Source organism: Paenibacillus solani (assembly GCF_001277345.1).
Taxonomy (GTDB): domain Bacteria; phylum Bacillota; class Bacilli; order Paenibacillales; family Paenibacillaceae; genus Paenibacillus_AQ; species Paenibacillus_AQ solani.
Genome location: NZ_LIUT01000001.1, coordinates 1 through 12,620 on the forward strand (window position 1 = coordinate 1; position 12,620 = coordinate 12,620).

General features: G+C 49.0%; 10 protein-coding genes and 6 tRNA genes. 13 read left to right on the forward strand and 3 right to left on the reverse strand.

Translation table 11 applies throughout. The features are described 5' to 3' along the window. Nucleotides 1-204: 204 nt before the first annotated feature. The 7 genes from AM231_RS00005 (at nucleotide 205) to AM231_RS00035 (ending at nucleotide 1,180) form a co-directional block, all read left to right on the forward strand. Nucleotides 205-279: transfer RNA gene (locus tag AM231_RS00005), tRNA-Glu, on the forward strand. 244 nt (nucleotides 280-523) lie between these two features. After that, nucleotides 524-607 (forward strand) — tRNA-Leu (locus AM231_RS00010). Nucleotides 608-612: 5 nt separating this feature from the next. Further along, a tRNA-Val gene (locus AM231_RS00015) sits at nucleotides 613-688 on the forward strand. An 87-nt stretch (nucleotides 689-775) separates the two neighbouring features. Then, nucleotides 776-852, forward strand: a tRNA-Met gene (locus AM231_RS00020). Nucleotides 853-898: 46 nt separating this feature from the next. Beyond that, nucleotides 899-974: transfer RNA gene (locus AM231_RS00025), tRNA-Thr, on the forward strand. After that, nucleotides 945-1,091 carry a hypothetical protein gene (locus AM231_RS29350; RefSeq protein ID WP_207383512.1) on the forward strand — a complete coding sequence of 49 codons (147 nt, stop codon included), beginning with the start codon at nucleotides 945-947 and terminating at the stop codon, nucleotides 1,089-1,091. The genes AM231_RS00025 and AM231_RS29350 overlap by 30 nt, the downstream gene beginning before the upstream one ends. Before the next feature lie 14 nt (nucleotides 1,092-1,105). Further along, nucleotides 1,106-1,180 (forward strand) — tRNA-Gly (locus tag AM231_RS00035). A gap of 98 nt (nucleotides 1,181-1,278) precedes the next feature. Here the strand turns inward: AM231_RS00035 and AM231_RS00040 are convergent. From AM231_RS00040 to AM231_RS00050, 3 genes are all read right to left on the reverse strand, one after another. After that, the gene (locus AM231_RS00040; protein ID WP_054400754.1) at nucleotides 1,279-2,379 is read right to left on the reverse strand and encodes a site-2 protease family protein; all 1,101 of its coding nucleotides are present in this window, start codon (nucleotides 2,377-2,379) and stop codon (nucleotides 1,279-1,281) included. 186 nt (nucleotides 2,380-2,565) lie between these two features. After that, nucleotides 2,566-3,429 (reverse strand): hypothetical protein, encoded by an 864-nt coding sequence (locus AM231_RS00045; RefSeq protein ID WP_423212897.1) that lies wholly within the window; start codon nucleotides 3,427-3,429, stop codon nucleotides 2,566-2,568. Between the two features lie 163 nt (nucleotides 3,430-3,592). Further along, the gene (locus AM231_RS00050) at nucleotides 3,593-4,504 is read right to left on the reverse strand and encodes a LysR family transcriptional regulator (protein ID WP_207383513.1); all 912 of its coding nucleotides are present in this window, start codon (nucleotides 4,502-4,504) and stop codon (nucleotides 3,593-3,595) included. A gap of 172 nt (nucleotides 4,505-4,676) precedes the next feature. Between AM231_RS00050 and AM231_RS00055 the strand changes: the two genes are divergently transcribed. The 6 genes from AM231_RS00055 to AM231_RS00080 all read left to right on the forward strand — a co-directional run bounded on the left by AM231_RS00055 (nucleotide 4,677) and on the right by AM231_RS00080 (nucleotide 12,546). Beyond that, a complete protein-coding gene (locus AM231_RS00055) occupies nucleotides 4,677-5,714 on the forward strand; it encodes an ABC transporter ATP-binding protein (RefSeq protein WP_054400757.1) in 1,038 nt (345 codons plus the stop codon). Between the two features lie 22 nt (nucleotides 5,715-5,736). Next, a complete protein-coding gene (locus AM231_RS00060) occupies nucleotides 5,737-6,804 on the forward strand; it encodes an ABC transporter substrate-binding protein (RefSeq protein WP_054400758.1) in 1,068 nt (355 codons plus the stop codon). Between the two features lie 89 nt (nucleotides 6,805-6,893). Beyond that, entirely contained in the window at nucleotides 6,894-8,537 is a 1,644-nt protein-coding gene (locus AM231_RS00065; protein WP_207383588.1) for an ABC transporter permease, read from the forward strand. Then, entirely contained in the window at nucleotides 8,534-9,850 is a 1,317-nt protein-coding gene (locus AM231_RS00070; protein ID WP_054400759.1) for an MBL fold metallo-hydrolase, read from the forward strand. Before AM231_RS00065 ends, AM231_RS00070 begins: the two co-directional genes overlap by 4 nt. A gap of 176 nt (nucleotides 9,851-10,026) precedes the next feature. After that, complete coding sequence (locus AM231_RS00075; protein ID WP_207383589.1) at nucleotides 10,027-11,007, forward strand: ketoacyl-ACP synthase III; 981 nt, start codon at nucleotides 10,027-10,029, stop codon at nucleotides 11,005-11,007. 186 nt (nucleotides 11,008-11,193) lie between these two features. Next, nucleotides 11,194-12,546 (forward strand): ABC transporter substrate-binding protein, encoded by a 1,353-nt coding sequence (locus AM231_RS00080; protein WP_054400761.1) that lies wholly within the window; start codon nucleotides 11,194-11,196, stop codon nucleotides 12,544-12,546. Nucleotides 12,547-12,620 lie beyond the last annotated feature (74 nt).

A 12,620-nucleotide genomic window follows, 5' to 3' on the forward strand; every position in this document is an offset into this window, starting at 1 on the left:
ACACGACCGTTAAGCCTTCCAGCGCCGATGGTACTTGGACCGCAGGGTCCCGGGAGAGTAGGACGTCGCCAAGCGGAAAACCACTTTGAAAGTGGTATTTTTTTTGCCTGTCATCTACTTGTATAAGTGAATGATTGCAAAAAAACGTCCGAGCGGGCTGACTGCATGCGGATGCTCACTCGGACTTTATATATTTTTGAATAAGGCCCGTTGGTCAAGGGGTTAAGACACCTCCCTTTCACGGAGGTAACAGGGGTTCGAATCCCCTACGGGTCACCACTATTTACTTTAACATCAGGGGATGAGAACCCCGCCGGTTCGTCGGAGGATAACTTCGTAAGCGCAGGCTTCGCAGTCTCGAACGAAGTGAGAGTATCCCCTACGGGTCACCACTTACTTTAAATGCTTCAGGGGATGAGAACCACCACGGTTCGTCGGAGCATCAACTTCGTAAGCTTAGGCTTCGCAGTCTCGAACGAAGTGAGAGTATTCCCTACGGGTCACCAGAATTTTTAATGAATGCGCGCGTATGGCGGAATTGGCAGACGCACTAGACTTAGGATCTAGCGTCTTTGACGTGGGGGTTCAAGTCCCTCTACGCGCACCATGTATGGAGGCTTAGCTCAGCTGGGAGAGCATCTGCCTTACAAGCAGAGGGTCAGCGGTTCGATCCCGTTAGCCTCCACCATAATTCATCCCCAAAAAGTGAAGCTCATGCTTCGCAGAAAATTCCGATTACTTTTCGGAGACTCCATACAAGTAACCCTTTTAATGACGCGGGGTGGAGCAGTTCGGTAGCTCGTCGGGCTCATAACCCGAAGGTCGCAGGTTCAAATCCTGTCCCCGCAACCAATTATTTATTACATATTAGAAATATTGTTTATAACTACATGAATAAGCCGTTGTAGCTCAATTGGTAGAGCAACTGACTTGTAATCAGTAGGTTGGGGGTTCAATTCCTCTCGACGGCACCATCTAAATTAATTGTAGATATGGCGGTCGTGGCTAAGGGGTTAACGCACCGGATTGTGGCTGCGGCATTCGTGGGTTCAAGTCCCATCGATCGCTCCATTTTACAAGAATATACATAGTGTTGGGGATTTTTGCGGACGTGGCTCAGCGGTAGAGCATCGCCTTGCCAAGGCGAGGGTCGCGGGTTCGATTCCCGTCGTCCGCTCCATACATATTTTCACTACGGTGCGGTTCGAGTCCGGTTTTTCACACCATTATTAAAGCCTTCCTTTGGGAAGGCTTTTTATGTTGGTTTATAGCGGTCGGTTAGGAATTTAAACGTTTTTCAATTTGAGATAATATCTTCTTTTCGACTTGATAGGTACCAATTGGTTTATACCATTTTTCTAATAGTAATTGAGCTTGAGACAGGTGCTCTGCCGCTTCTTTCATTTTGCCTTGTGTGGACAGCATGGCGGCCCAAGCTTTGTGGTAACTGTAGGGTTCTTTATTAGGCAACGATTGTACAAGTGTTTCGGCTTCTGTGCGAGACTGAGCGTCAGATGAAGGTTGCAAGAAAAAGTGACAAGCATAGAAACTATCGATCATGATACGGATTGGTGTAAGCGGACCAGAAGTATTTCCTAATCGAGCTAGGGGTTGGATGTATTTTATAGCTTGATCCATTTGTTCTTGATCGGCAAAGTGATAATAGAGGTACATTCGTAGTTCCGACTCTTCGAGGAGTTGTTCCGGTGTTCGTTCTGTTGCGCTATACAGCATATGGGCGAAAGCTTTAATCACTTCAGGGTTCCATTCTGAAGGAATAAGTTTTGAAGAATAATCTTTTTGTAAAATAACAGCAGCCATCATTAGATTTGCACGAGTAGATTCTTTGCGTAGGATCCAAAAAAGTTTCCCATCAGAATGAAATGATCCGTTGGTCGAGGGAATCAATGTAGCGATACCAATACCCAGGTTCATCAATAAAAGTGTATCCATCCATAAAGGAGAGGAACTAAAAAGTAAGAGGATGAGCAGGGCAGTAAATAAACTTGCAGCGGGGCCTCCTAGAGCCATCCAAGACCATTTGCGAGCCATACCCTTATAATCTGAATTGCTCGCAGAAAAATGCATTGTTCCACCAAAATACTGCCAGTTATTATTAGGGAGAACTTGAAGGGAACGCTTCATGAAGAGCAGACGCAACGGGCCAACATTCATTTCTATCGGTTTTAGTCCTTTTGCAACACCTACTATAAAATGTCCAAATTCATGTATAAATATAGTGAAAAGAAAGAGACAAAGAGGAACGAGTACAAAGTAAACTGCTTTTCCGGTAGAAGGAAATAAGAGAGCTAATAAAATACCCAGAATGAAAACCAGGAGAAATAAGGGGAATGGTAAAAGCATTTTTTTGAATTTCAAGAAGACACCGACTTTCTATAAATGTAATGAGTGAAGATGTTTCTATCATAACCTCTTAATTAATTCAATAAAACCTATATTTTTACAAACATATGGGCGTTAATAAAAAAATAATGAGCATCAGAAAGAAGGACGTCCCACTAGTGGACGCCCTTCTTTTGTTTACCTCAATAGCTTTTCTCTATCTTAATATCTGTCCAAGATCAGCTGCGTCTTCAAGCCGTCCGTAGGAAGCAGCCAATCGTTAGACTCCAGGGTGTCCATTAGATCTGATCGAAGCTGGGAAGCAACCAAGCCATCAGACGTTTTAAAAGAGATTTCGATCAGATCCTCGGTTCCTGCGCCGTCTGCAGTGCGGATCGGCCAAACTTCGAGGCTTAATTTCTGACCATTCCAAGAGCCCTCATAGCGCAAGAAGGTCAGAGGTCCATGGATGCGGGACTGTGAAAGCTTTTGCTGACCCCAATTTGGAGAGGTCCATTTCTTTAGTTTCCCTGGGAGCTTGTCCAATAGCATTGCTAAAGCATCTTGTTCGGATGGGAGCGCTGTACCAGCAGTAGATGTGCTGATCTTCTTGGTATTGGAGAAGCTAAGTGTTTGTTTGCCATAGCCCCAATCAATCTCGGCCTCGTAATTGTCATCCGAAGCATCAAAGCCCTCCTGGTTAGCCAAGCTGAGCGCGGCGTTAATGTCTCCATTTACGATGGGATAGCGTTTCTTATAAGTAAGCTCGTAGTTATCCTTGTCCTCTTTTTTACGAAAACGAACATCCCATCCCTCGGCATTTAGCTCCAACTGGTCTGTGTCAAAATAAGCTACACCGATTGCCTGAGGGGCAGAAGCTATTCCAAATGCTTGGATGACTTCGCTCCGCAGGCTTCCGCCCGATTCCAGCACAGTTTCCGGTTTGGCAAGGAATTTCACTTCATACGAAGGCACGGCATTGGCGGCGGCCGAAACCTCTGCTTCCTGGAGTCCGGTAAATCCACTTCCTAGAGCCGTGAAACCTACCATGAAAGACAACGTCAGCTGTTTCCATTTTCTCAACACAATCACTCCCATAAGCTGGATTTAGGTACACCGCTTACTTTAAACGCTGAATAATTGTGAGTTGTTAACGGGGGAGTGCGATTATATCAAATGTTTATAGAATTATTGAATGGTATTATACATTTTTTGTTAATCCATCTGATTGGAACCAGAAAAACCTCACCTATTCCCACATAGCTAGCTTCAGTTGATTGCTTCTCTCACGCAAAACCTCCTGAAAACGCTGAATTTGCACGGAAGGAAGACGGTCCTTATTATGGACGCAGTATATATGCCGGGATGCCTGGTGGCCGGGAATAATCAAAACGTGCAGTAAGCCTTGCTGCAGCTCCCGCTGTACCGCCATTCGCGATATAAAAGAAATATGGTCCCCCAACAATACCAGCTGCTTGATTGCTTCCAGCGAGTCCAGCTCTACCGGGCTCCTCATATGCAGACCATGCTGTGCAAGCCACTGGTCAGTCAGCTGCCTTGTGCTGGATTCGGTACCATGCAAGGCAAAGGGAGTTCGTACTATCTGCTCAGGCTGCAGTGAATCCGATTTTGCCAGCGGATGGTCAGGCGAACATATTAGGATCAGGTCATCTTCGCATAAGGACTCGGCCTGGAGACTGGGACCCGTAAAGGGTGCGGAAGAAATAATGCCCAGATCAATCTGGTGCCGCGCTAGCATGTCGCGGATAACCGGCGAAGGCTTGACCGATAAGGAGATCCGTATGCCGGGAAACTCTCGGGCAAAAGCATTCAATATTACGGGTAGCAGATAGGTGGCAGGGACATAACTGGCTCCAATGTGCAGCGTTCCCCGGCATAAGCTGTCGTATTCGCGGACGACTCGCTCTGATTCCTTGGCAAGCGCGTTTATTTTCACCGCATAATGCAGCAGAGCTTGTCCAGCCTCGGTAAGAAAAGTTTTTCCGCTTCGGGACTCGAACAGCCGGACTTGCAGTTCTTCTTCCAGTGACTTCATATGAAAAGTAACCGTGGGCTGCTTAATGCCAAGTATGTCTGCCACGCTGGTCATATGATGGTGGCGGTCGATCAGTTCCACAATTTGCAGTTTCATCAGATTCATGCGTATATCTCTCCTTTAATTATTCCTCATTAATGCTCTCTATATAGATTTAATCTATGAGTATCAACAGAATTCAAACAAAAAGTTAATTCTGCGTTTACATTCCTCTAATACACCGCTTAAACGCCAGCCCTACAATGGAAATAGCTTAAGAAGACAGGTTGGGATCGAAGTGGATATAGAAATCAGGGGCATTCAAAAATCATTTCAGGGTACACCCGCTTTACTTCCTACTGATTTAAAACTCCGTCATGGTCAATTCACCACATTGCTCGGGCCGTCTGGCTGCGGCAAAACGACACTGCTAAGAATGATCGCCGGGCTGGAACAGCCGGATGAAGGGGAAATCCATGCGGAAGACCGGTGTATCTATTCCAAGAACCAGAGAATCGATGTGCCGTCGCATAAACGCAATTTCGGGATGGTATTTCAGGATTTTGCCCTCTGGCCGCATATGACGGTATACGAAAATGTAGCGTTTGGATTAAAAGCAGCCAAGCTTAAGGCGGATCTCAGAAAAAAAGTAACCGAAGCGCTGGCCATGGTCCGTTTGGAGGGGATGGAGGATCGGTATCCGCATCAGCTGTCCGGTGGACAACAGCAGCGGGTTGCATTTGCCAGAGCCGTAGCCATCCGTCCGGCACTGGTACTGTTCGATGAGCCTCTGAGTGCGCTGGATGCCGTGCTTAGGGAGGAAATGCGGATCGAAATGATGTCACTTGTGAAGGATATGGGGCTGACTGCTCTCTATGTCACACATGATCAGGTGGAAGCCATGTCGATGTCGGATGAAATTGTGGTCATGCGAAAGGGAGAAGTCCTGCAGCGTGGAACCCCGGAGATGATATATGAAACACCAAGTTATCCCTTTGTGGCTTCGTTTATTGGCAAGTCCAATTGGCTGACGGTGGATCACGCCATGGTGAGACCGGAGCATGTGACCTGGAGCAGGACAAGCACGGAGGATATGTGCTATCAGGCAACGGTGCTAAGCGTGAGCTATGTAGGCGAGCGATACGAAATTCGCTTACAAGTGGATGGAATGGACGAGTGGACCGCATATCTGAACAAAAGAGTGCCTGTCGGAGAACGTGTGAATCTGTACGTGTCTCCACAGAGGGTCTGTCGGATGGGTGAAGCAACGAGTCATGATACGAACAAGAGCATGCATCAAAATACAGCAAAACGCACGCCTGCTGCTGCAGGCTAAGATGAAGAGGAGCTGGGGAGAAATGAGTCAATGGAAGTTACGGAAAAAAAGCGCGGTGCTGTTGTTGGCATCTGTCATGAGCCTAAGTCTGTTTGGATGCGGCAATGCGCCAAGTGGGGATTCGGCTGCTAAGCCGGCACAGGATACAGGTAAGGCATCTGCATCCGGAAGTACGCAGGCCGGAGGTAAGCTCGTTCTTTACAGCGCAGGCCCACAAAAGCTTGCTGATAATATCGTGAGCGGTTTTGAAGCAAAGACCGGAGTGAAAGTAGAAATGTTCCAAGGCACGACAGGCAAAATTTTGGCGCGGATGGAAGCGGAGAAATCGAATCCGGTAGCGGATGTCGTCATTCTTGCATCTCTGCCTTCCGCTCAGGCGCTGAAGGCGGACGGTCTGACACTGCCTTATCCGGAAGCTGCCAATGCGGACAAGCTGAATAAGGATTGGTCCGATGCGGAAGGAAACTATTTCAGCACAAGCGCATCAGCGCTCGGAATTGTATACAATACGAATCTGGTCTCAGCGCCGCCTCAAAGCTGGGCGGACTTAGGTCTGCCGGAGTGGAAGGATGCCGTTAATATTCCGGATCCGACGCTGTCGGGATCGGCGCTAGATTTTATCACGGGTTATTTGAGTGTGAAGGGTGAAACAGGCTGGAAGCTGTTCGAGGATTATAAAGCCAATGGGACTGCCATGGCAGGAGCGAATCAGGAAGCGCTGGACCCGGTGATTACCGGTGCCAAGAGTTTGGTTGCCGCAGGCGTGGATTATATGGCGTATTCAGCTAAAGCCAAGGGTGAGCCGCTTGATATTGTATATCCGGAGGAAGGAACCGTTGTAAGTCCGAGACCGGCTGCAATTTTGAAATCCAGTCCGAACGTAGATAATGCCAAGGCTTTCATCGACTATTTGCTGTCTGACGAAGCACAGAAGCTGGTGGCGGATGCCTATCTGATTCCTGGCCGTGAGGATGTGGAGGCTGAAGGTCGGACCAATCTGAAGGATATCCCGGTGTTTAAAGTGGATTGGGCTTGGATGAACGAACACGGGGATGAGACGGCGGCACGTTTTTCCGAAGTATTCAAGTAATTGCATAAGAGTGAAGTACAGGAAGGCAATGTGAGGTGAACCGAAAAGTGAGACCTGTCATCATGGACAGTCAGCGATTAATACGGAAAATGGGCGTTATTCTCGCCCTTTTTCTTCTTATAATAAGCATCGGTGTACCGCTGTTGCTTATTTTCTGGCAAAGTGTATACCCGGATCAGCACTTCGACTGGCTGGCGCCACTACGAACGATAGCGGGTCATGAGCTGTCCGGTGTTTTGCTGCAATCCATCTGGTTAGGGGTATGCGTGGTAGCAGGATCAACAATACTCGCGCTGCCGCTCGCCTGGATGATGGCCAAAACCCGGCTGGGACAGCATCGATGGGTGGATGTGATTCTGATGATTCCGTTCATGACCCCGCCGTATATCGGTTCGATGGGCTGGATTCTGTTTATGCAAAAGGGCGGATATTTGCAGCAGTGGCTGCCGGGAGCAGCGAAATGGAGCGATTCCTTCTTCAGCTTCGGCGGCATGGTGCTGATCATGAGTCTGCATTTGTTTCCGTTTCTCTATCTTCTGCTGCGGGATGCGCTGATCCGGATCGGCGGTAATCTGGAGGAGGCTGGCGCAGTTCATGGGGCAAGCGCGGGTTACCGGTTTAGAAAAATCATACTGCCGCTGCTGTTATCCTCTTATGGCATGGGCGCGATGCTGGTGTTCGTCAAAACGATTGCGGAATTCGGAACTCCGGCAACATTCGGTCGCCGTATCGGCTATTATGTCATGACCTCGGAAATCCATAAATATATTTCAAGCTGGCCCATCGATTTCGGTAAAGCGACCTCGCTCGCATCGGTCCTGCTATCGGTATGTCTGGTGATGTGGTACATGCAGTCTACGATCAGTCGGAAGTTTACCTACCGTCTTGTGGGCGGCAAAGGGCAACGCTCCAAAAGATATTCGCTGCGCGGAAGCAAAGGTGCGCTCTGCGCTCTATACATCGGTTTGCTGCTAATATTGTCTGTCGGTATTCCTTACTTTTCCGTCATTGTGGCATCGTTGATGAAGCTCCGGGGAGCCGGATTATCCTTGGATAATCTGACGCTTGATCATTATAAGGAACTGCTGTCCTGGGGATCGGTCAGCCAGAAGGCACTTGGTAACAGTCTGGGCCTGTCGCTTGCGGCATCTACCGTTGCCGTTCTGCTCGGTACCGGTTTTGCCCTGGTGATCGGCAAATCCCAGGGCCGGATGCAGCGGGTTATCGATCTGTTGAGTCTCTTGCCGAATACGGTTCCCGGCATTGTGATCGTGGTCGGTTTGATCCTGCTCTGGAATGCTCCGTGGATGCCGGTTACACTCTACAATACCTATGGGATGGTGGTGCTGACGTACGTCGTACTGTTCCTCCCGTACACGGTGCAATATGTGAAAGCCAGTTTCACGCAGATTGACGGCACTTTGTTTCAAGCGGGACAGGTATTTGGAGGCGGTCCGCTGCTTATACTGCGGCGGATTCTGCTGCCACTGATTATGCCCGGCATGCTGGCAGGATGGATCATGACCTTCACGATTGCTTCACGGGAGCTGGTCGGATCACTTCTCATTCTGCCGCCATCGATGCAGACATCGGCTACCTATATTTTTGCCCAGTTTGAGCAGGGACAGGTATCTCTCGGGATGGCGATGGCCGTCGTCTCTGTCGGTATGACGGTGCTGCTGTTACTGCTGGTCGAAGCTATGAATTCTAAAAGAAAGTGGAATGCATCATGATGAAACTGACAGTGTGGGGCGGTGCGGGCGAGCATGGCCGCTCCGCCTATTTATTAAGCGGCAGCCAGGTTCATTTGCTCCTGGATTGCGGCGTTAAGAAGGAAGGATCGGGAGACTATCCGATGATCCAGCAAGAACAGGTGCCGAAGCTGGATGCTGTGTTTCTGTCGCATGCCCACGAGGATCACTCGGTAGCCATTCCGCTCCTGTACCGGCTTGGCTACCAAGGAGAAGTATGGACAACCCGAGATACGGCAGCGCAGTTAACTGCCTACTTTGCCTCCTGGGGAGAGTTTACCGCAAGGGCAGGCGCAGAGCTCCCTTACAGGGAGGAGGATCAACTGGCGATCCGCTACCGATATCTGGAGGAAGAGGCTGAGAAATTAACATGGTTTGAAGCACTTCCTGGTGTAGAGGTCATGTGGGGGCGAAGCGGCCATATGGTGGGTGCTGTCTGGTTTTTGGTACAAGCTGAAGGAAAAAGGATCTTCTATTCAGGCGACTACACATCCGAATCGCTGCTGCTTGAGGATGACAGCCCTGCATTGGTGAATAAGCCCTCTTCCATGCTGCTTGATCTGGCTATAGTAGATGCGGCTTATGGGACCGACACAAATTCACAGGCCGATAAGCTAGAGCAATTGGAACAAAAGATTGAGAGTACGTTGCAAACCGGCGGTAAGGTGCTGATACCTGTGCCGGCCTCCGGCCGAGGGCAGGAAATGATCCTGTGGGCATATAGGAATTGGGTGGATGTGCCAATTGTGATTGAAGCGCCGTTGATTCAAGGGCTGAAGCGACTGCTCAAACGTTCGGAATGGCTTCGCGGTCAGGTGTCTGAACAGAGATTGAGAGAGCAGTTAGAGTTATTACTGAGCCGGAACCATTGGAACGTGCCTGCTAGTGAGGCGGAACGTGAGTCCTTACTCCAAAAGCACGGGGCATCGCTTTGGTTCGTAACCGATGGGATGATGCAGTCAAATCTTGCCCAGTGGTACTATCGCCAGCTGTCTGGTGATACCCGGAATCTGATCCTGCTCACAGGCCATGTTTCCCAAGGGACCTTTGGACATCGTCTCCTGGAGCATCCTGCATCATACGGTGCCTGCGCTGTTACGAAGATCAGGTATAAGGTACATCAAGGCCTGGCAGACGTGCGTCAGATGATAACCGGCGTTCCAGCTCGGCATACGGTACTCGTCCATGCAGAGAAAGAAGAAACGGACCAGTTACAAGCCTGTCTGGCAGCGGAAGCAACGAGTCCTCACCATCATATTTATTCCTTATCGGCTGGTGAAGAAGTATATTTCTAGTCGTAATTAGTGAACCTTTATCGCTTCAGCGGTAAAGGTTTTTTATGCGGACTCGCAGCTATGTGTTTAGATATAGGCGAAGTTGGTGAAGGCTGTAATGAACATATATAAATAAAAATTAGTACCAAGTACTAGTACTTGGTGATATAATAGATGTAAACTTGGAGGTGGGAATGATGAGCCAATCAAAGTCAAGAATAACGGCAATCGGGACCTATGTTCCTGAACGGATATTAACCAATGCCGATTTGGAGAAAATGGTTGAGACGAGTGATGAGTGGATTGTGCAGCGGACAGGCATGAGGGAACGCCGGATTGCTGCCCCGCATGAGTATGTGTCGGATCTAGCCATAAAGGCCGTAGAGGATATGGTGGATCGGTATGGAGTTACCGTGCAGGATGCCGATATGATTCTAGTGGCAACAAGCACGCCGGAGTATTCTTTTCCCAGTACAGCCTCCCGGGTTCAATCGAAGTTGGGCATTGTAAGTACAGGTGCGCTGGATCTGAACGCCGCCTGTGCGGGATTTGTATATGCGCTTCAGATGGCTGACGGATTAATATCCGGGGGAGCTTACCGTAAGATTCTGGTGATCGGCGCAGAAACGTTATCGAAGATTACGGATTACACCGACCGGACGACATGCGTGTTGTTTGGGGATGGCGCTGGTGCGGTGTTGTTGGAGAAGGATGAAAATTCACCTAGTGTCATAGCATCTGTATCCGGTACCTTTGGTGAAGGCGGTATTCATCTGTATAAAACAGCGCTCTCCGAACAAATGGACGGAACGGAATTAAAGAGCGGCTGTCTTGTGCAAAATGGCCGTGAAATTTATAAGTGGGCCATTCGGAACATTCCAGACGGTGTCCGTACGCTTCTATCCAAAGGGGATATGACCGCCGACGAAGTGGATTGGTTTGTGCCGCACAGCGCCAATCTTCGCATGATCGAGGCGATTAACGAGCGGGGGCCATTCACCATGGACCGCACCTTAACCAGCGTCGAGTACCGGGGCAATACCTCGGCAGCCTCCATTCCGCTTGCACTTCAGTTGGCGGTAGATGAAGGACAGCTGAAGGCAGGAGACCACGCACTGCTTTACGGATTTGGCGGGGGCATGACCTACGCGGGTTCCATCATCAAATGGACGATATGATTTTCTAATTAATTATAAGACCGCTATCGACATTCGATGCGGTTTTTTTGTGCTGCGATTTTTGGATAGACAAGCCCGAATCGTAATAAATTCAACTCAAATTCGAAAGTTTACCTCCTCAAAATTTGGTGCCGCTTTCATTAGACTAAAGAAGAAAAATACGTTCCATGGAAGAGGGGTAGAACAATGAAAAGGTTTAAGTCATGGAGCTTGCTGCTCCTGAGTATCATCATGGTGTTTACGCTAGCCGCATGTGGAGGCGGAGGCGGTAACGGAAGCAGTACAGCTGAATCTCCTGGGGGAGGCAGCAGCAGCGAAGGAACAGATAATACCAAAGAAGGAACAGTGTCCACAGAGAAAATTGAGCTCTCCTTCTGGTCGCTGGGAACAACCAACTATGAGGATCTGGCGAAGGAATACACAAAAGAGCATCCAAACATCACGTTCAAGTTCCAGAATACGTCAGACCAAACCGCACATCACAACAATCTGACGACAGCATTGTCCGCAGGGTCCGGTGCTCCTGACATTTTCCAATTGGAAATCGCCTTTATGGAGCGCTATATCAACAATCAGGATAAATTCTACAATCTGTACGATCTCGGCGCCAAAGACTTGGAAAGCAACTACCTGGAGTGGAAATGGAAGCAGGCTACATCGGTTGACGGCTCCTTCCAACTCGGTCTGCCGACAGACATCGGCCCTACGGTTGTATACTACCGCACGGATCTGGCTGAGCAAGCCGGACTGCCAACAGATCCGGACGGGTTTAGCGCAGCGATTGACTCTTGGGACAAATTCGCCAGCGTAGGGAAGGATTTCACGAGCAAAACAGGAAAACCGTTCGCCGACTTAACGGACCTGGTATACAACGGGGTGCGTGACCAATCCCCGGATCAAATCTACTTCAACAAAGAGGATGGCTCTTTTATCGGAGATACGAACCCGCAAGTAAGGAAAGCCTATGACTTTACGGTAAAAGGTATTCAGGAAGGCTGGATCGGCAACTGGATTCTGTGGTCTCCTGAATGGCAGAAAGCGATTAATGATGGAGACTTTGGCGTCATGCTCGGCCCTGCTTGGATTGCCGGTACGATTCGTAATGCCAAGGACACTGCGGGTAAATGGCAGATTGCACAGCTTCCTGAGGGAGCAGGAAACTGGGGCGGCTCGTTCCTGACCCTGCCGAAGGAAGGCAAGCATTCCAAGGAAGCCTTCGAATTCATCTCTTGGGTGCTGAACAAAGATAACCAGCTGAAATCGTTTAAGGACAGCGGCTTGTTCCCGTCCATCCCGGCGGTTTACAGCGAGCCTTCATTTACAGAGGAGAAGGATGAATTCTTTGGCGGCCAGGTCATTTCCGAAGCATATGCCAAATCGGCGGAACGCATCAAGCCGGTTTACTACGGACCGCTTCATGACCAAACTGACACCATTATTAAGAACGCACTCAAAAATGTGTTAGAGAAAAAAGCTGACCCGCAAAAAGAATGGGAAAGCGCAATGAAACAAATCAAGACACTGGTTGATCGCAGCTAGGAATAAGAAACATTTCTGACTAGCACATTTATCCCATAAATCGTCCATAATTCATCCGAATCCGAGTAGAGAGG

Bases quoted from the DNA above. Each gene is read 5' to 3' on its own strand.
- AM231_RS00070 (WP_054400759.1), top strand. From the start codon at position 8,534: ATGATGAAACTGACAGTGTGGGGCGGTGCGGGCGAGCATGGCCGCTCC.
- AM231_RS00075 (WP_207383589.1), top strand. From the start codon at position 10,027: ATGAGCCAATCAAAGTCAAGAATAACGGCAATCGGGACCTATGTTCCT.
- AM231_RS00060 (WP_054400758.1), top strand. From the start codon at position 5,737: ATGAGTCAATGGAAGTTACGGAAAAAAAGCGCGGTGCTGTTGTTGGCA.
- AM231_RS00080 (WP_054400761.1), top strand. From the start codon at position 11,194: ATGAAAAGGTTTAAGTCATGGAGCTTGCTGCTCCTGAGTATCATCATG.
- AM231_RS00065 (WP_207383588.1), top strand. From the start codon at position 6,894: ATGGGCGTTATTCTCGCCCTTTTTCTTCTTATAATAAGCATCGGTGTA.
- AM231_RS00050 (WP_207383513.1), bottom strand. From the start codon at position 4,504: ATGAATCTGATGAAACTGCAAATTGTGGAACTGATCGACCGCCACCAT.